The sequence below is a fragment of the Flavobacterium terrigena genome (assembly GCF_900108955.1).
GTDB lineage: Bacteria > Bacteroidota > Bacteroidia > Flavobacteriales > Flavobacteriaceae > Flavobacterium > Flavobacterium terrigena.
On sequence record NZ_FNYA01000005.1, the window covers coordinates 239,019 to 257,408 of the forward strand.

The 18,390-nt window shown below is 32.9% G+C and carries 12 protein-coding genes and 2 tRNA genes; 4 read left to right on the forward strand and 10 right to left on the reverse strand.

What is annotated here, in order from left to right:
- Nucleotides 1–47: 47 nt before the first annotated feature.
- The 8 genes from BMX42_RS10215 to BMX42_RS10250 all read right to left on the reverse strand — a co-directional run bounded on the left by BMX42_RS10215 (nucleotide 48) and on the right by BMX42_RS10250 (nucleotide 11,381).
- The gene (locus BMX42_RS10215; RefSeq protein ID WP_091313338.1) at nucleotides 48–2,018 is read right to left on the reverse strand and encodes a cytochrome-c peroxidase; all 1,971 of its coding nucleotides are present in this window, start codon (nucleotides 2,016–2,018) and stop codon (nucleotides 48–50) included.
- Nucleotides 2,019–2,149: 131 nt separating this feature from the next.
- Nucleotides 2,150–3,643, reverse strand: a complete 1,494-nt coding sequence (locus BMX42_RS10220; protein WP_091313342.1) for a LamG domain-containing protein — start codon at nucleotides 3,641–3,643, stop codon at nucleotides 2,150–2,152.
- Between the two features lie 348 nt (nucleotides 3,644–3,991).
- Complete coding sequence (locus BMX42_RS10225; protein ID WP_091313344.1) at nucleotides 3,992–4,384, reverse strand: response regulator; 393 nt, start codon at nucleotides 4,382–4,384, stop codon at nucleotides 3,992–3,994.
- A gap of 11 nt (nucleotides 4,385–4,395) precedes the next feature.
- Nucleotides 4,396–6,990 carry a PAS domain S-box protein gene (locus BMX42_RS10230; protein ID WP_177169160.1) on the reverse strand — a complete coding sequence of 865 codons (2,595 nt, stop codon included), beginning with the start codon at nucleotides 6,988–6,990 and terminating at the stop codon, nucleotides 4,396–4,398.
- Between the two features lie 485 nt (nucleotides 6,991–7,475).
- Nucleotides 7,476–7,549: transfer RNA gene (locus BMX42_RS10235), tRNA-Asn, on the reverse strand.
- Nucleotides 7,550–7,590: 41 nt separating this feature from the next.
- Nucleotides 7,591–7,664: transfer RNA gene (locus BMX42_RS10240), tRNA-Asn, on the reverse strand.
- Between the two features lie 77 nt (nucleotides 7,665–7,741).
- Nucleotides 7,742–9,334, reverse strand: coding sequence for a site-2 protease family protein (locus tag BMX42_RS10245; RefSeq protein WP_091313350.1), 1,593 nt, complete (start codon nucleotides 9,332–9,334; stop codon nucleotides 7,742–7,744).
- 73 nt (nucleotides 9,335–9,407) lie between these two features.
- A complete protein-coding gene (locus tag BMX42_RS10250) occupies nucleotides 9,408–11,381 on the reverse strand; it encodes a M1 family metallopeptidase (protein ID WP_091313354.1) in 1,974 nt (657 codons plus the stop codon).
- A 149-nt stretch (nucleotides 11,382–11,530) separates the two neighbouring features.
- Between BMX42_RS10250 and serS the strand changes: the two genes are divergently transcribed.
- A complete protein-coding gene (gene serS / locus BMX42_RS10255; RefSeq protein ID WP_091313356.1) occupies nucleotides 11,531–12,802 on the forward strand; it encodes a serine--tRNA ligase in 1,272 nt (423 codons plus the stop codon).
- 77 nt (nucleotides 12,803–12,879) lie between these two features.
- On the opposite strand, the gene BMX42_RS10260 is transcribed toward serS, so the two are convergent.
- On the reverse strand, nucleotides 12,880–13,110 hold the full coding sequence (locus BMX42_RS10260; RefSeq protein ID WP_091313360.1) for a hypothetical protein: 231 nt from the start codon (nucleotides 13,108–13,110) through the stop codon (nucleotides 12,880–12,882).
- A 239-nt stretch (nucleotides 13,111–13,349) separates the two neighbouring features.
- On the opposite strand from BMX42_RS10260, the gene BMX42_RS10265 reads away from it, so the two are divergent.
- From BMX42_RS10265 to BMX42_RS10275, 3 genes are all read left to right on the forward strand, one after another.
- Complete coding sequence (locus BMX42_RS10265) at nucleotides 13,350–15,068, forward strand: tetratricopeptide repeat protein (RefSeq protein WP_317040035.1); 1,719 nt, start codon at nucleotides 13,350–13,352, stop codon at nucleotides 15,066–15,068.
- A 21-nt stretch (nucleotides 15,069–15,089) separates the two neighbouring features.
- Nucleotides 15,090–16,235, forward strand: coding sequence for a cystathionine gamma-synthase (locus BMX42_RS10270; RefSeq protein WP_091313366.1), 1,146 nt, complete (start codon nucleotides 15,090–15,092; stop codon nucleotides 16,233–16,235).
- A 136-nt stretch (nucleotides 16,236–16,371) separates the two neighbouring features.
- Nucleotides 16,372–17,973: a peptide chain release factor 3 gene (locus BMX42_RS10275; RefSeq protein ID WP_091313370.1), complete on the forward strand. Its 1,602-nt coding sequence runs from the start codon at nucleotides 16,372–16,374 to the stop codon at nucleotides 17,971–17,973.
- A 77-nt stretch (nucleotides 17,974–18,050) separates the two neighbouring features.
- On the opposite strand, the gene BMX42_RS10280 is transcribed toward BMX42_RS10275, so the two are convergent.
- On the reverse strand, nucleotides 18,051–18,390 hold a 340-nt coding region (locus tag BMX42_RS10280; protein WP_143055636.1), incomplete at its 5' end, for an OmpA family protein.

Sequence of the window (18,390 nt, forward strand, 5' to 3'; positions counted from 1 at the left end):
TTAAAATACCGATGGGATTGTAAATTTTAAGATATTTAAATTCGATTTTATTGATTCTTAAATTTTGAAACTGGATTATCAGTAAGTGATTCCATAAAAGCAATAAGTGCCGCAATTTCTTTTTTAGAAAGCTTCAACTTATCTGGCGGAAGTGTTTGGTTGGGTACTTCGTAAGTCAAACCTAATCCGGCAGCGCCACCTTTGTTATAAAAATCGACTACTTCGTTAAGTGTGTTATATGCACCGTTATGAAAATATGGAGCGGTTAATTTCACATTTCGTACCGTCATGGTTTTGAATGATTTTCTATAGATTTCCTCATTATCTTCTGTGAATCCGTTTTCGATACGACCTAGATCTTCGTCAACATCAAACGTATTGGGTTTTGCTAGAACTCCTAATACTTCACTTTCGTTCTCGTGAAATAATGGCGGAACCAATCCCGTAAATGTGGGTGCAAAATGACAAGTCGCACAACCTGCTTTACCCATAAATAAATTAAACCCTTGTTTTATCTGCGATGGGATGCCTTTTAATTCTCCACGAGCATATTGGTCGAATATGCTATTAAACGACCTTAGAGAAGCAACATAGGACGCCAAAGCCGCTGACAAGCGATAACGAGTTATGTCTTTTTTACCAAAGGCTTTTTCAAATGGTTGTTGATAATCAGGATTGTTTTTTATTTTCTTAACTAATTCCGGAAAGTTGGTATTAAATTCCATGTGATTTTCAATAACGTGTCCGGCTTGTTCCTCTAAATCTTGTGCGCGTAAATCATAAAAAAAACGATCAGAAAATACGGAATTCACCAATGAAGGCGAATTTCTTTTCACGTTTTTACCTTCTATATTTGAAAGTGATTTTGGTACACCATCCGAAAAAGCTTTATCAGGATTATGACAAGAAGCGCAGCTCATTTTACCACTATCACTCAATGAAGTATCATAAAACAGTTGCTTGCCCAATTCTTGAAGTGCTTCGCTATCTTCTGATTTTTTAAGAATCGTATAATAGTAGGGATTTAGGAAATCTTCAGCAAAAATAGACACGCTATATGCATTCCATGAAGTAGTTTCTCGGCTTATTTCTGATGTGCTTTTTATTTGCAAACTAACCTGCATTTGCAATAAGGCTTTGTATAATGGATTAACATGTGAAGTTATAAATGTAAACCTATCAAAACGATTGAAATCTTTATTTTTATTTAAGTATGCGATGGCATTTTGGAACTGTTTTTTTAATTCTTCTTGTTCAGCAATAGGTAATTTTAAAAGTAATGGTTGTAAAACTTCTTGAATTCCTTCTAAGGAAACGGCCGCTTCTTCCATTGCGTTTTGTGAACCTGGTGTATCAAAACCTGTAATTCCCATTGAAAAGATGCGAACCAATTCTAATCGAGTTGCCTCCATAATTTCATGATCATAAAAGTAATTACGCATTTCCAGTGTTTTCACCAGAATAACGTAATTATCTTTTAAATCTGATGTAAGTTTTAAAACATCATCTGCATTGATATCATCATCAAAAATCATTTCATCTAGCACTTGCAAACCAACTGGTGTTACAACTTTTGGCGCACCACGATAATGATCAGTTTCTAAATAATCTAGAGGTTGCGATTTTTTGATTTCTTCTGGAGTTAATCTGTAATAATGCGTATCAGAATTATGTTCCTCGCCAATAGGATAAGGATCCAAATGATTTAAAGGCGGACCGTTAATGTATGATTTTATATGTTTTGGATAATAATACTCCAAAATACATTCGGCTTTTTTAAAACTAAGTCTTGTTTTTTTGAGTTGGTTACGAAGTTGTTCAACAGTAACACATTTATTTTGGTACGAAATAGCAATTGTATTCAATTTATCTATTTCCTTAGCCAGGGTTTTAGCTTGAGTGGTTATAATATGACGAAAATTGTTTTCAGAATAATCACTTTTTGAGATACCATTTTGATTCCAGAACCAAATGGCAATAACAAAAAAAACAATTGGAAAAGACAACTTAAAGTTCATTTGTCATAAGTATAAAGAATTGCAAAACTAGTTCTTTGATAAAACCGCAATGTTACTGAGACATTAAGAAACGATTAAAAACTAAAAATAAAAAGCTCAGCAAATACTGAGCTTTTTATTAAAAACTAGTATTATTTTTTCAACAACTTGAATGTTTTTATTTGGTCACCAACTTGAACTTGGATTACAAATAACTGCTCACCAGCAATACCAGTAAGATCTAATTCAATTTTTTGGTTACTTCCAATTGCTTGTTTTTGAATATCTAAAACTTTTCTTCCAACAATATCAAAAACGGTAACATTTACATTACTTCCAGCTTTACCGTTTACCTCAATAATTGTATTACCTTCTGTTGGGTTTGGATATAAACTTACTGTATCATTAATTGAGTTAAATGCATTATTACCAAGTACACTTGTTAAAATATACCCTAAGTAATAAGTATCACCACTTAATGCAACGTTAGTAAAAGTAACAATTCCACTTGCTGATGTTGCAGTTCCAACTATTTGATAAGTTCCATTTGGATCTCCTTTTATCAATTCATAATGATCAACTGTTGCATCAAATGCAGCAGAATTTGTAAATACCGCAGCTAAATCTACTTGAAGATCTGCTGTTGCAAAGTTAAGTGGGTTAATTTCCCATCCACCTTTAAGATATGACAATGCCATTGTACTTCCTGGAACAACATCAGTAGTAACATCATCTTTTTTACCAACAACAACATTCGTGTTAAAATCTGTAATCGTACCTAAAACACTAAGACCTACAACATTAACCGTGTTGTTTTTACTCCATTTTCCTTTTACTACATTTTGGAAATCAGAAGCAATATTAGCAACTGGTGAAGTAGATGGTTGAAGTGAATAATTAGTACCTAAAGTGATTTCAAATTGAGTAGTTCCATTACTAGTAATTGAGTTTGTATTTCCTACTGTATGATCAAAATTATAATATATTCCAAGACCAGTTTCTGTACCTGCTAATTCATAATTCATATTTTGAAGAATTTCTGCTGGTGTAAGTGCTTTTTTCCAGATACGAAGATCATCAAGTTCTGCCTGAACAGTATTTGCAGGATAAGGAGAACTGTAACCTAGACCAAGTCCCCATGTATTTTCTACATATTGTGTAAAGGCAACTTGAGCTACAAACGTTCCATTAACATAATACTTAAGAAATCCGCCATTTTCAGCCGTAACTGTTACATGATTCCATTCTCCAACATTCCAAGCTAAACCTTGATCAGTAATAGAAGACCATGATCCAGAGTTGTTTCCAATTACCACATTCAATTTGTTAGTTGCAGAAAATTCAAAAGCGATTCCAGAAGTAAAGTTAGAAACAGGTAATCTTCCGTTACTTCCAATCAATTTAGCACTTGTAGCGGGATCAGTATTAACTTTAGCCCAAAATTCGATTGTAAAGCTATTATTTGTAACAGCATTATTAAACACGCTATTTACTGTTGCTCCTGGAACTATCATTTGTGTTCCTCCTGTAACTCTAAGTGATGTACCACGTGGAGTAGTTAAAGTAGATTCTGTTAAGGTAGTTTGTGCTTGTAAGCTAAATCCGCTTAGTAATAACAAACTTAAAAAGTGTAATTTTCTTTTCATGTGTTTTGATTTTAAATTGTTGTGTTAAATTATTTCTGACCAAATATATTAGTCTTTCAAGGTCAAACCCTAATAATACACTACTCAAAAACTACTCAAACCGCATAAATAGGCGCTCCTTTAAACTTTCATTCAACATTATTCACATGATAAATCTATGTTTTTAACAGCTCTTTATTTGCTTTTTTATTTTAAACATATTCAACTTCGTATAAAACTTGGTAAGATTGGATTAAGAAATGTTAGCTCAAAAATGTTATTCAAACAAAAAGCATAATTAAAAATTATTACATTTTTAATTATGCTTTTTGTTTGAATCTATAATTAATTCAGTTATTATTAAAATATTTAAGGAAGCTTATTTAAAATATCAACCAACAAAGGTTTTTCTATATAATCAATCACATCAGGATCAATCTTTGCTTTTTGCTTATCCACTTCACTAACAGAAGAAGAAAGGATATAAATAGAAACATGGTCTTTTATTTCTGCGTTAACATTGTGAAATTCTTCCATAAATTCCCAGCCCGACATCGTAGGCATATTAATATCTAAAAAAAGAACTACTTTTTCAGCATTAGGGCTACTAAAATTGGATTTAATATAATCAAGACCAGTTTCGGCATCAGTAAAAGTAATAACATCCGCACCCTCAACACTTTTTTTAATGTTCTTCGTACATAATAAATTATTTATCGGATCATCGTCAATAACGATAAAACGTTTAAAATCGTGAATCATAACAACTCATTTTAATTATTGTTTTTTTCAATTTCGAATTTAATTTTAAATTCTGTCCCTTTATTAATTTCACTTTCTAAAGAGATCGTTCCTCCAAGCGTTTCCACTTGTGTTTTAACCATATACAACCCCATTCCTTTGCCTTCAGCATGTGTGTGGAATCTTTTGTACAATCCGAATACCTGATCACCTTTCTTTTCTAAGTCGATTCCCAATCCATTATCTTTATAAGTAATTTCAAGTTTATCTTCCACAAGAGCAGTTTTTATTTCAATAACTGGTGCAACATCAGGACGTCTGTATTTAATGCTGTTAGAGATCAAATTATAAAAGATACTATGAAGATAGCTTTTAATAGTTTCCATCTCTTCAACCGCATTAAAATCAGTAATGAAAGTAACTTCCTCTTTCTCTATCAAATTTACAATACTTGTTTTAATATTGTTTACTAAATCTGAGAATTTAACCGTTTCTTTCTTTTCGCTTATTTCGCGTTTTACTTTAAGGATATTGTTCAAATCATTAATCACGCCATCCAATTTAAGCACAGATGTTCGAAGACCGTTGTTCATTTCTTCACTTTCTTTCGAATCCATTTCCGTATTTTGCATATAATTGCTAATTCCGATGATATTCGCAACTGGTGCTCGAAGATTATGAGAAACAATATACGTAAATTGCTCCAAATCTCTGTTTCTTTGCATCATTTCATCAAGAATTTTTTGCCTTTCAGCTTCCATTGCTTTTCGCTCCGTAATGTTTTCGGTAAGAATAGCGATACCAATTAATTTTTTCTCAGTATCATAAACAGGATACATTCTTGTTCTTATCCAAAATAATTTACCATGAATGTTGGTCTGACATAGTTCCTTCTCTGGATAGTTGCCTTTCAATGCCTCATTAAACATTGTCATAAACTGATTTTCAGAGCCACTGTAGAGAAAATCTTTAAAGTTAGCACCCAAATAAATTTCTTTTCCACCATTTAATCGAATTCTTTCCTGTAACGTTTTATTAAATTGTAATACCGTTAAATCTGGAGAAAGTAACCAAATTGCTTCATTCGCATTTTCAATAATAGCTGTAAATATTTCCGCTTGTTCTTTGATGGCCGCTTCAGAATTTTTTCTTTCCGTAATATCTTGGAATGAACCCAGAATAGCTTTTCCGCCTTTATAGATTGTTTCCCCACAAAAGACATCAGCCCAAATTATTTGTCCGTCTTTTCTTTTGTATTTTAATTCGATATGAAAATCTTCAATAATACCGGTATCAACCTTTTCCCTCCATTGTTCTAATTCAGCTGGTGTATAACTATCATCAACAATCTGACGGAAGTTGTCGATTTTTAGCATTTCTTCTTCGGCATAACCAAGATATTGTGCAAATTTCGGGTTAACATATACGAACTTTCCTTTCTGAACAATAAAAACCCCTACCAATGATTTTTCAACTAGGTTTTTGAATAGTAATTCGGATTCTTTTCGCTCCGTGATTACTTCTGTAAACATTATGATACCACCAATTTCACCACTAGATTTATGCCATGGACGGATTTCCCATCGTATCCACTCTTTTGAACCATCTAAACGCTCAAAAGAATCTTCTTCACTTCTTTCAACAGCACCTTTTAGACAGCGCTGATGAATGTCTTTCCAAACCTGAGTAATTTCAGGAAAAACTTCATAATGTGTTTTGCCAATTACGTTTTGATTTCCAATATTGTAGTCATTAGTCCATCGACGGCTAGTAGCAATATATCGCATATCTGTATCGAACATGGCAAGCGAAGCCGGACTGTGTTCAATAAATAATGACAATTGCTCCTTTTTTTCCGTTAACTCTCTTTCAATTTTCTTGCGTTCTGTTATATCGATATGCGTTCCTACAGTAAGTGGAGTAAGTTTGCCCTCTGCATCACGAAGTGTTTGTCCGCGTGACCAAATCCACACCCAACTTCCGTTAGCATGCAACATTCGGAAATAACTTTCATACGTACCTACTGATCCATTTTTCAAATATTCAGCAAAATGATTTATTGATCTTTCTCTGTCTTCAGGATGTAGTAGGTCAATCCAGGTTTCTTTGAGGTTTTTGGCGCCAGAAAAATCGTAATCGGACTGTTTTCGACCTAACATCAAAAAATATTCTTCACTACACCAAAGAAAATCTGTAACACCATGAAATTCCCAACCGCCAGTTTTGGATACAGAAATAATGGACTTATAGCGTTCTTCACTCTCACGAATTTTAATTTCTGTTTCCTTACGTTCTGTAATATCACGAATAACAGATATGTAGCCAATGCCTTTTATTGCACGAACATTGACTTCAGTTTCAACCAAACTACCATCTTTTTTTACAAATGCTCTTTCATGTACAGAACCGCCTTCAGTATTTATTATTTTTATTCGAGATGCAAATGTTTTCTGTTCTTCTTTGGTCATCAACTCAACAATTTTCATATGCTGAAGTTCTTCTTTAGAATAACCTAAAAGTTCGCAGGCACTTTCGTTCATTGCGATAATTTGGAAATTTAAATTCGTCATGAAAATAGAATCTCCCGCATATTTCATCAATTCTTGGAATTTAACTTCACTTTGCATGATTTTATTATTAATCAGCTTTAGACTTCTGATGAGCAGACGCACCTTTTTAATAATATAAATAGCTAGAATAATAAAAAAAGTAAGGGAAATAGAAAGGAAGATATAAGAACTCCTTTTGGCTTGACGATAAATATCTTGTGATTTTCTGAATTGTTCATCTGAAATTTTAATAGGATCTGTGTGTATCTTTTCCGTGATTTCATTCAGTGTATTAAGCTCACGAATACCATAGATTCCCGTTACTAGTATCGCGATTAACATGAGAACTAGTAAGAAGTACAACTTTATGGGAGTGTTTGTCTTCTTGGTCATAAAATATTATTTATGAGTGTGTTACAAACAAATATATGGAATATTCGCACAAGAAAAAAGGGTTTTGTTTGACACAAACCAAGAATTTTTTTCATTAAATTGCAGAATACAAATAAAATAGGGAAAGTTTACCCCATAAAAAAAGTCCAACATTGCTGTTGAACTTTTTGCTCCCTCTCTTGGGCTCGAACCAAGGACCCTCTGATTAACAGTCAGATGCTCTAACCAACTGAGCTAAGAAGGAATAACCGTATAGGTTAAGTATGTTTTTCGCTAAAAGTTTTGCTCCCTCTCTTGGGCTCGAACCAAGGACCCTCTGATTAACAGTCAGATGCTCTAACCAACTGAGCTAAGAAGGAAGTTGCTTGTTTCTTTTAGCGAGTGCAAATATAATTGAATTTTTATTTCAGCAAAAATATTTTAGCACTTTTTTATTTTAATTTGCTAATTTGTCTAAAATTAGTTGGTAAATGTCTTTCCCAAAGGTTAATACCATTAGTGAAAGTAGGAAAATCATACCTCCAGTTTGCACGTAACCCGCTGCTTTATCTGATAATTTCTTACCAGTAACCATTTCTACAATCGTAAATAAAGCATGTCCACCATCTAAACCAGGAATTGGTAATAAGTTCATAAACGCTAAACCGATTGAAAATAAGGCAGTGAAATTCCAAATAAATTCCCAATCCCAAAAACTTGGCAATTGACGAGCAATACCAATTGGGCTTTTAACTTGCTTGTAAGCTCCTGTAGCAGGTTTTAAGATTAATTTGAATTGTTTCACATTATATACTAACAATTGATACGATTCCTTCACTGCGGCTGAAACTGCTTGTGAAAATGTAAGTTTGTTTACAATTTCAAATTCGTTCTTTAGTTCAACAGCTGGTTTAATTGAAAAACCTAGTTTCCCTTCATTATTAACTAAAACTTTTAAATCTTTAGGCGTATTATTTCTGTTAACCGTTACAAGTACTTCTTTGTTTTTGTTCTTTTTTAAGATGTTTCTAAATTCACTATAAAACATAACATCAACACCATTCACTTTTTGAATAACGTCGTTTGCGTTTAATTTCCCTAATTCTGCATTTGATCCTTCAGTAATTTCAGCAATTTTAACTTCATTCATTAAAGGTTGCGTGTTTACAAAAAAGTCTTTTTCTAAACCAATAGAACCGTTTTTGTCAACTAAAACATTAACAACTGTGTCTTTATTATCTCTTTTAACTAAAACTGAAACTTGCTTATTTTTATTCGCAAGTAAATAATCTTTAAATTGATCAAAATAAGTTAATTTCTGATTTGGAACACCTAAGATTTCATCCTTAAATTGAAGTTGTGATTTTTTAGAGTTGATACTGTCAACATAAATTCCTTTTAATTCAAAACGTGCTTTTACAAATCCTTTTCCTTCTTTTCCAAGAATCTCACCTTTTTGTTCGTCAGTTAAATTTAACTTAACTTCTTTACCACCTCTATCAACAATAACTTCATCGCTCAACAAAACATCAATTACTGCCCAATTGAATTTTGGTTGTAATTTTCCGTCAATAGAAACTATTTTATCTCCGTTTTTGAAGCCTACACTTTGACCAACTTCACCAAAAGCTAATCCATTTTTCTGAATTTTTTCTGTAGAAATATATTTCTGACCAACTGTAGAAAACATCATCGCATAAATAAACCATGCTAGTAATATATTTACAATAATTCCACCTAACATTACAATTAAACGTTGCCAAGCTGGTTTTGAACGAAATTCCCAAGGTTGTGGCTCTTGTTTCATTTGGTCTTCATCCATACTTTCATCAATCATACCAGAAATTTTCACATAACCGCCTAAAGGCAACCATCCGATTCCCCATTCTGTTTCACCAATTTTCTTTTTGATTAATGAAAAACCAACATCCATAAACAAGTAGAATTTTTCTACTCGCATTTTAAACATTTTGGCTGTTATATAGTGTCCGAACTCATGAAGAATTACTAAAACTGATAGTATAAAAAGTATTTGTGCTACTTGAATCATTGTATTTTGATTTGTATTTAAAAAGCAAAAGTAAGGTTTTCACCTTACTTTTTAATATTATTTTATGGTTAGCCTATTTTTTTATGAAATTTTTATGAAAGACGCCTTCTGAAGTTTCAATTTTTAAAAAATGTACTCCGCTTGATAGCTGAGATGTATTTATCGTCTTCTTATAATCTGTACCTAATAATTGCCCTAAATTATTATATATTTCAACCTTATATAACTTAAAATTAGTTGGAAATTGAATAGTTAATTCATTTTCTGCAGGAACTGGATAAAGGGAAACTGCATTATTACTATCAAAATTTTCGTTTCCTAAAGTTTCTATATTTTCATTTGAAATGATGTGTTTATTTGGGTCAAAAGTAACTCCAGTTACCACGAAAGGAACAGAAACAATAAATTCTTCCCCATTTGTTGTGTTATTTACCACAACATCATGTGTTTGACCTGAACTTCCAGATAATCTAATTTGTAAAGGCATTTCAAAAAACGAAACACTTGCGTCCGATTGTGTTTGATTTACTGTAATTTTAGCTTGCCCAGCTCCCCAATTTTGAGCCACAATTTCATAAGATGGATAGCCTTGATTATATAACCAATCGTTCATAAATTCCGTTAAACTACTACCATAAACAGCTTCTAAGTGCGATTTAAAATTAGCGGTTACTGCATAACCATAGGCTAATGCTGGATCTGCTAAATAATTTTTTAACGCTTGAAAAAACATCACATCTCCTAATTTCCAACGCAACATGTGCGTTATCATCGAACCTTTATTATAGGACAATCTACTTGAAAAAATTCTATTCGGAATTAATGCTTCTGCATCAGTTAAAAAAGTCGCTCCACCAGGTAAAGCAGTAATGCTATTAATTTTATTGTTTTTCCAAGACACGAATGCAGGAGCACCATCTAAATTTTCTCGGACCAAACCAGACATGTATTCTGTAATTCCTTCGTTTAACCAAATATCTTTCCAAGAACCACATGTAATTTTATCTCCAAACCATTGATGTGCCATTTCATGAGCAATTAAATCTCTTCCAAAATTTCCCATTGATGAAACTGTAGAATGCTCCATTCCGCCATTCCATCCAAATTGTGCATGGCCATATTTTTCATTTCTAAAAGGATACGGTTCTAAAATACTTTCGTATAAATTTATAATTATTGGTGTAACAGCTAATTGCGTTTGAGTAGTAACTGTATTCGTTTCAGGATATAAATAATTAATAATTGGAAAATAAGGGCTTGCCAAAGTTCCTAAGCCACCTTGTTGATTATAAATTTGATAATTCGTTATGTTTAAAACAATTAAATATGCTGGTATTGGATACAAATGTTTAAAATGTGTTGTTGCATTTGCTCCAGCAATAATTCTACTTTGCTCTAATCCATTTGACACACTATTAAAAGTTGATGGTGCCGTAATATACATATCGAAGCTATTGATTTTGTCATTCAAATCTTGCTTACAAGGCCACCAATCTTTTGCACCAAAAGGTTCAGAAAGTGTAAATATCACTGGAGTTCCATTATGCGTATCTCTAGTAAAAGCTCCAGCATCATTATTTGGATAACCAGAATAATTTATTGTTACGGTTTGAGAAGACCCAACCGTTAAAGTTGTTGGAAATGTAATAATAAGCTCATCTGTATTTTGATGCACAAATGGTAAAGAAGTAACTCCAGAAACCACACTGCTAATTGTATATTTAAAAACAGGGTCAGCACTGTACTTGAAATCAAAAGTAATTGTGTTGGTAGCTTGTGTAACTGTAAAATCGGTTTTTACTTGTGCTACAACACTTGATCTCTCTTCTCCAGAATCATCTGTTAAAAACACATTCGGATCAATTGTAAATCTAAATTCATGATAGGTTACATCGTAGTTTTGCGTGTTCGGATTTACTTGAACATTCATTGTTTTGGAAGCCGATTTCATTTCAGACACAACCATTCTGTTAAATTCGTCATCATCAGATTGCGAAAAACAGAAAGAAGTCAACAAAACGAAAAAGATTTGGGTAATTTTTTTCATTATTCTTAAATTAAAACACGAAAATAGGCAATTTTTTTTAATTTTAAACAATTCTGAAAGTCATTACCTTGTAATTTAACAATTGTGCCTTTTCTTTTCATAAAAATTTACAACAATTCCTTACATTTGCTTTCCAAAAATAAACAAACATGTTACAAGTAAATTTTATTAGAGAAAACAAAGAAGAAGTCATTACGCGATTAGCGAAAAAGAACTTCGAAGCTACTGCTATTGTAGAGCTTGTTGTGGAATTAGACGAAAAACGTAGAAACACACAAGTAGAATTAGACAATCTTTTAGCGGAATCTAATAAATTATCCAAAGACATTGGCGAAATGATGAAAAGTGGCGAAAAAGCCAAAGCCGAAATCTTAAAGGAAAAAACGATTCAAATTAGAGAAAATTCTAAAGAGTTAAATGAAGCTTTAAATGCAATTGCGAACCAATTGCAAGACGAATTATATAAATTACCAAACTTACCAGCAGAAATAGTTCCTTTCGGAAAAACGCCTGAAGAAAATTTAAACGTTTTTGAAGAAGGTGACATTCCTAAATTACACGAAGGTGCTTTACCACACTGGGAATTGGCTAAAAAATATGATATCATTGATTTTGAATTAGGGGTAAAAATCACAGGTGCAGGATTTCCAGTTTACAAAGGAAAAGGTGCCAAATTACAACGTGCCTTAATTTCATATTTCTTAGATAAAAACACAGATGCCGGTTACAAAGAATACCAAGTACCACATTTAGTAAACGAAGCTTCGGCTTACGGAACTGGGCAATTACCAGACAAAGACGGACAAATGTATCATGACGCAACGGATAATTTATATTTAATTCCAACTGCGGAAGTGCCTGTAACTAACATTTTCAGAGACGATTTAGTTTCAGAAAACGATTTGCCAATTTTATGTACAGGTTACACACCATGTTTCCGTAGAGAAGCAGGTTCTTATGGTGCTCACGTTCGTGGATTGAACCGTTTACACCAATTTGATAAAGTAGAAATTGTACGTATCGAAAAACCCGAAAACTCTTATGCAGCGTTAGACGGAATGGTAGAACACGTGAAAGAAATTTTAAAAGAGTTAAAATTACCTTACCGCGTTTTGAGGCTTTGTGGTGGTGATATGGGATTTGCTTCAGCATTAACTTATGATTTTGAAGTGTTTTCAACTGCTCAAGATCGTTGGTTAGAAATTTCTTCTGTGTCTAATTTCGAAACGTTCCAAGCGAACAGATTAAAATTAAGATATAAAGATGCAAATGGTAAAAACCAATTGGCACACACGTTAAACGGAAGTTCATTAGCTTTACCTAGAGTTTTAGCTGGAATTTTAGAAAACTATCAAACACCTGAAGGAATCGTAATTCCGGAAGTTTTAAGAAGATATACTGGATTTGATATTATTGACTAGTTTTGTCATGCTGAACTCGTTTCAGCATCTCTCATAATAAAAAAAGCAACTTTTAGGAGTTGCTTTTTTGTTTTTTATCATTGACTTAAATACTTACTGATTAAAAACCCATAGGCCAAAAAGACAAGTAATTCAATAATCTGTAAAATGATTACTGTAAGTATTATTAGGTGTTTTTTATCATTCGTTCTACTTGTAAAAATAGCAATCATAATTATTTGTAAAATACCGAAAATAATATTGAAAGCCACAATGGCCATATCACCACCGGAAACTCCTAAATTACTATAAAAGATGTATGCAAACATAGATATGGATATCAATGCGTTAATTACAAGCCATTTATTTTTCACACTCTAAGAGTTTAATTATTGTTTCCAAAAATACAAAATCAACTCATAAACCCTCACAAATCTTAAATATTTACTAACCTTGCTACGAGTTGACTAATTTTTGTTAATTTAGTGGCTTGTTTTTTATTATGACTAAACTCTTTACAATCATATTATTCTTTTGCTCGCTAATTGGTTTTTCTCAAAACGAACTCTTGGCGCAGAATTACTTTGACAAAGGCGAATTTGACAAAGCCACTTCGATGTATGAGGAATTAGACAAAAAACAACCAGGAAATTTCTATTTCACGCAAAAATTAGTAAGTTGTTATCAAGGTTTAAAACAATTTGACAAAGCCGAAAAATTACTTTTAAGCAAAAAAGAAAAATCCAATCAACCGGGCTTTTTTGTAGAATTAGGTTACAATGCTCAATTGCAAAAAGACCAATCCAAAGCCGATTCGTATTATAAAAAAGCGATTGATGCCGTTGCCAATCAGCCGAATTACGCGTATCAAATTGGGCAAGCTTTCGAACAAAAACAACTTTTGCAACAAGCTTATAATACGTATGAAATTGGTCAGAAAAATAATTCTAGCATGAATTTCGATTACCAAATGGCATTGCTTCAAGGTCAAATGGGAAATTTAGACGTCATGGTGGTGAAATTGTTAGATTATTCGTATTCTAATGTAAACGCGACCTTAAACGTACAAAATCAACTTGTGCTTTTTATGCAAGATGATGCCGAAAATGTGTTTGCTAATTCCTTAAAAAAAGAACTTTTAATCCGAACTCAAAAAACACAAGACATTTATTGGAACCAATTTTTGAGTTGGTTATACGTAAATCAGAAAGAATACAACAAAGCGTTTATACAGGAAAAAGCTATTTATAAAAGGAATCCAGAATCGTTTGACGATATCATTCAACTGGCACAAATTTGTGTGAACGAAAAAGACAACGAAACAGCACAAGCTATTTTTCAATTCATTTTACAAAACACCACAGACGAATCTACTATTTTAAACGCGCAATATTTTCTGTTGAAAAACGAAATTGCAAATTCAAAACCAGAGAATTATCCTTTAATTCAAAGTAAATTTGATACATTATTAAGTCAATTTGGTGATTCTCCATTTTCGGTAGATCTACAGATTTTAGCCGCACATTTTAAAGCCTTTTATTTAAATGATTTCGAAAATGCGAAAATACTTTTAGACAAATTGATGGAAATGCAATTAAACATTCGTCAGAAAGCGAAAGTCAAAATGGAAATGGCCGATGTTTTTGTGTTTAACGAAAAGTTCAATCAAGCGATTATTTATTACGCACAAATTCAGAACGATTTACCTAACGATGAGTATTCACACGAAGCTAGTATGCGAATGGCGAAAACGAGTTTTTTCAAAAAAGATTTCGATTGGGCAAAAAAACAAGCTAAAGAACTAAAACAAGCTTCAACTCAATTAATTGCAAATGATGCGGTAGAATTGTTCTTATTAATTAGCGATAATGAAGCGGAAGATTCACTAAAAGTAGCGTTACAAGATTTTTCAAAAGCCGATTTATTAGAATATCAAAACAAACCTGCGGCAGCTTTAGAGGCGTTTTTACAAATTTTAGTCAAACACAAAGGACAACCTATTGAAGCAGGAACTTTGTATAAAGTGGGTAGAAATTATGAAAAATTAGGTAATTTTGCCAAAGCAATTAGCTACTATCAAACCATTTTGGATAATCACAAAGACGGAATTTATATTGATGAAGCCTTATTTTATTCGGCAGAAATTTATAGAAAACAGCTCAACGATCCCGAAAAAGCCAAAAGCTTCTACGAAAAAGTGGTGCTAGAACATCCGGATAGTATTTATTTTACGGAAGCTAGAAAACAATACCGCCAATTGCGAGGCGACAAACAACAAGGAATATAATAGATTAAATATATAATAGAAATGAAATTCAATACCAAAGTAATTCACGGAAATCAGCATCACGATCCAAGTACTGGAGCGGTAATGCCACCAGTATATCAAACATCTACATTTGTACAAACGAGTCCAGGTGTGCCTTTATCAGAATATGAATACAGTAGAGCTGCCAATCCAACTCGTACGGCTTTAGAACAAGCTTTAGCAAGTATTGAAAACGGAGTTAGAGGTTTAGCTTTTGCTTCTGGTTTAGCAGCAACAGATTCAGTAATGAAATTATTAAAACCTGGCGATGAAGTTATTGCTATGGACGATTTATATGGTGGAACTTATAGAATGTTTGCGCGTATTTATCAAGAATATGGGATCAAATTCCATTTCGTAGATATGACGAATTTCGAGAAATTTCAATCGTTAATTAATGAAAATACAAAATTAGTTTGGGTAGAAACTCCAACTAATCCATTAATGAAATTAGCGGATATTGCAGAAATTGCGAAAATCACTAAAAAACATAATTTGCTTTTTGCGGTTGACAATACATTTGCCACTCCATATTTACAAAAACCTTTAGATTTAGGTGCAGATATCGTAATGCATTCGGCAACTAAATATTTAGGCGGACACAGTGATGTAATTGCTGGAGCATTAATTGTAAAAGATGAAGCGTTAGGCGAAAAATTACACTTTGCACAATTTGCTACAGGTGGAACATTAGGGCCAATGGATAGTTATTTGGTTTTAAGAGGAATCAAAACCTTACATTTACGTGTTCAAAGACATTGTGAAAACGGTGCAAAAGTGGCGGAATATTTAGTAAATCACCCAAAAGTGGCTACGGTTTATTATCCAGGATTAGAAAGTCATCCAAATCATGATATCGCTAAAAAACAAATGATTGGTGGTTTTGGTGGTATGGTTTCTTTCACATTCAAATCAGGAGCGAAAGCGGATGCAATTAAAATGTTAGAAAAAGTAAAAGTATTCACATTAGCCGAATCTTTAGGTGGTGTGGAATCTTTAGCGAATCATCCAGCGTTAATGACACATGCTTCTATTCCAGAAGAAAAACGTAAAGAAATTGGAATTACGGACGATTTAGTTCGTTTAAGTGTTGGTGTGGAAGATATTTCAGATATACTAGCCGATTTAGAACAAGCTTTTCAATAAATAATTGATATAGAATACAAAAACCCAGCTGATTAGTTGGGTTTTTTGTTTGTTTAAAATCTCAAATCGTTAATAAAACTATATCGACACAGAAAATATTATTTATAAATAGTATTTTTGCAAAAAAATTACACTAATGAGTTTCGAAAAAGAAATTGCAAGGAGAAGAACTTTTGGAATTATCTCTCACCCAGATGCTGGAAAAACGACTTTAACAGAAAAACTGTTATTGTTTGGAGGTGCCATTAATGAAGCTGGTGCAGTAAAAAGTAATAAAATTAAAAAAGGTGCCACTTCCGATTTCATGGAAATTGAACGTCAGCGTGGAATTTCGGTTTCTACGTCGGTGTTAGCCTTCAATTATAAAGAGAAAAAAATAAACATTTTAGACACGCCTGGTCACAAGGATTTTGCTGAAGATACTTTCCGTACATTAACAGCTGTAGATAGCGTTATTGTTGTGGTTGACGTAGCAAAAGGTGTGGAAGAACAAACCGAAAAACTGGTTGCTGTTTGTCGTATGCGAAACATTCCAATGATTGTTTTCATCAACAAATTAGACCGTGAAGGTAAAGATGCTTTTGACTTAATGGACGAAGTGGAACAAAAATTAGGTTTACAAGTTACGCCGTTGAGTTTTCCAATTGGTATGGGTTACGATTTCCAAGGAATTTATAATATTTGGGAAAAGAACATCAACTTATTTGAAGGTGATAGCAGAAAAAATATTGAAGAAACGATTGCATTTTCAGATCTTCAAAACCCAGAATTAGAAAAAATTATTGGTGAAAAACCAGCTAATAAACTACGTGAAGAAATTGAATTAATTTCTGAAGTATATCCAGAATTCGATAGAGAACAATATTTATCAGGGAAATTACAACCGGTATTTTTTGGTTCAGCTTTAAATAATTTTGGAGTTCGAGAATTGTTAGATTGTTTTATTGAAATCGCTCCAACACCACAACCAAAAGCTTCAGATACGCGTTTAGTAGATTCTAATGAGAAAAAATTCAGTGGTTTTGTGTTTAAAATCCACGCGAATATGGATCCGAAACACCGTGACCGTTTAGCTTTCGTGAAAATTGTTTCGGGAACTTTCGAAAGAAACAAACCGTATTTACATGTTCGTCAAGGGAAAAACATGAAATTCAGTAGTCCGAATGCTTTCTTCGCTGAGAAAAAAGAAATTGTAGATATTTCATATCCTGGTGATATTGTAGGTTTACACGATACAGGTAATTTTAAAATTGGAGATACTCTTACTGAAGGTGAAGCAATGAATTTTAAAGGAATTCCTAGTTTCTCTCCTGAACATTTCCGTTATATCAATAATGCCGATCCGTTAAAAGCAAAACAACTTGAAAAAGGTGTCGACCAATTAATGGACGAAGGTGTAGCGCAGTTGTTTACGATTGAAATGAATGGAAGAAAAGTAATTGGAACAGTTGGCGCACTTCAATACGAGGTGATTCAGTACCGTTTAGAGCACGAATACGGCGCGAAATGCACTTACGAGAACTTTCCTGCTTACAAGGCGTGTTGGGTGCTTCCAGACGATCCTAAAAACGAAGAATTTAAAGAATTCAAACGTGTTAAACAGAAATTTATGGCTCACGATAAACACAATCAATTAGTGTTTTTAGCAGATAGTGAATTTTCAATTCAAATGACACAGCAAAAATATCCGAGTGTAAAATTATATTTCACATCTGATTATCATAAAAACGAGAATTAAAAGTATAAAAAAAGAGTCCCGATAAATCGGGACTCTTTGGCATTGAAACTAATTTAATTATATTCGTAATTCTAACTCTATTTTTTAATAATCAAGAACTCACTACGTCTGTTTTGAGCGTGTTCTTCTTCCGTACATTCTGTACAAGAAACTTTAGGTTGCGTTTCTCCCATTCCGCTTCCTGTAATTCTGTTTTTAGCAATTCCTTTTGAAATGATGTATTGAACCGTAGATTTTGCTCTTCTGTCCGATAATCTTAAGTTATAGTTATCTGATCCACGACTATCCGTATGCGATTTCGCATCGATAACCATGTTTGGATGTTCGTTCATTACTCTTACCAATTTATCTAACTCTTCTGCACCTTGAGCCGTGATGTTAGATTTGTCGTATTCAAAGTAAATAGCTTGTAAAATA

Coding starts and splice junctions, on each gene's coding strand:
- BMX42_RS10215 (WP_091313338.1), bottom strand. CDS start 2,018: ATGAACTTTAAGTTGTCTTTTCCAATTGTTTTTTTTGTTATTGCCATT.
- BMX42_RS10220 (WP_091313342.1), bottom strand. CDS start 3,643: ATGAAAAGAAAATTACACTTTTTAAGTTTGTTATTACTAAGCGGATTT.
- BMX42_RS10225 (WP_091313344.1), bottom strand. CDS start 4,384: ATGATTCACGATTTTAAACGTTTTATCGTTATTGACGATGATCCGATA.
- BMX42_RS10230 (WP_177169160.1), bottom strand. CDS start 6,990: ATGCAAAGTGAAGTTAAATTCCAAGAATTGATGAAATATGCGGGAGAT.
- BMX42_RS10245 (WP_091313350.1), bottom strand. CDS start 9,334: ATGATTCAAGTAGCACAAATACTTTTTATACTATCAGTTTTAGTAATT.
- BMX42_RS10250 (WP_091313354.1), bottom strand. CDS start 11,381: ATGAAAAAAATTACCCAAATCTTTTTCGTTTTGTTGACTTCTTTCTGT.
- serS (WP_091313356.1), top strand. CDS start 11,531: ATGTTACAAGTAAATTTTATTAGAGAAAACAAAGAAGAAGTCATTACG.
- BMX42_RS10260 (WP_091313360.1), bottom strand. CDS start 13,110: ATGTTTGCATACATCTTTTATAGTAATTTAGGAGTTTCCGGTGGTGAT.
- BMX42_RS10270 (WP_091313366.1), top strand. CDS start 15,090: ATGAAATTCAATACCAAAGTAATTCACGGAAATCAGCATCACGATCCA.
- BMX42_RS10275 (WP_091313370.1), top strand. CDS start 16,372: ATGAGTTTCGAAAAAGAAATTGCAAGGAGAAGAACTTTTGGAATTATC.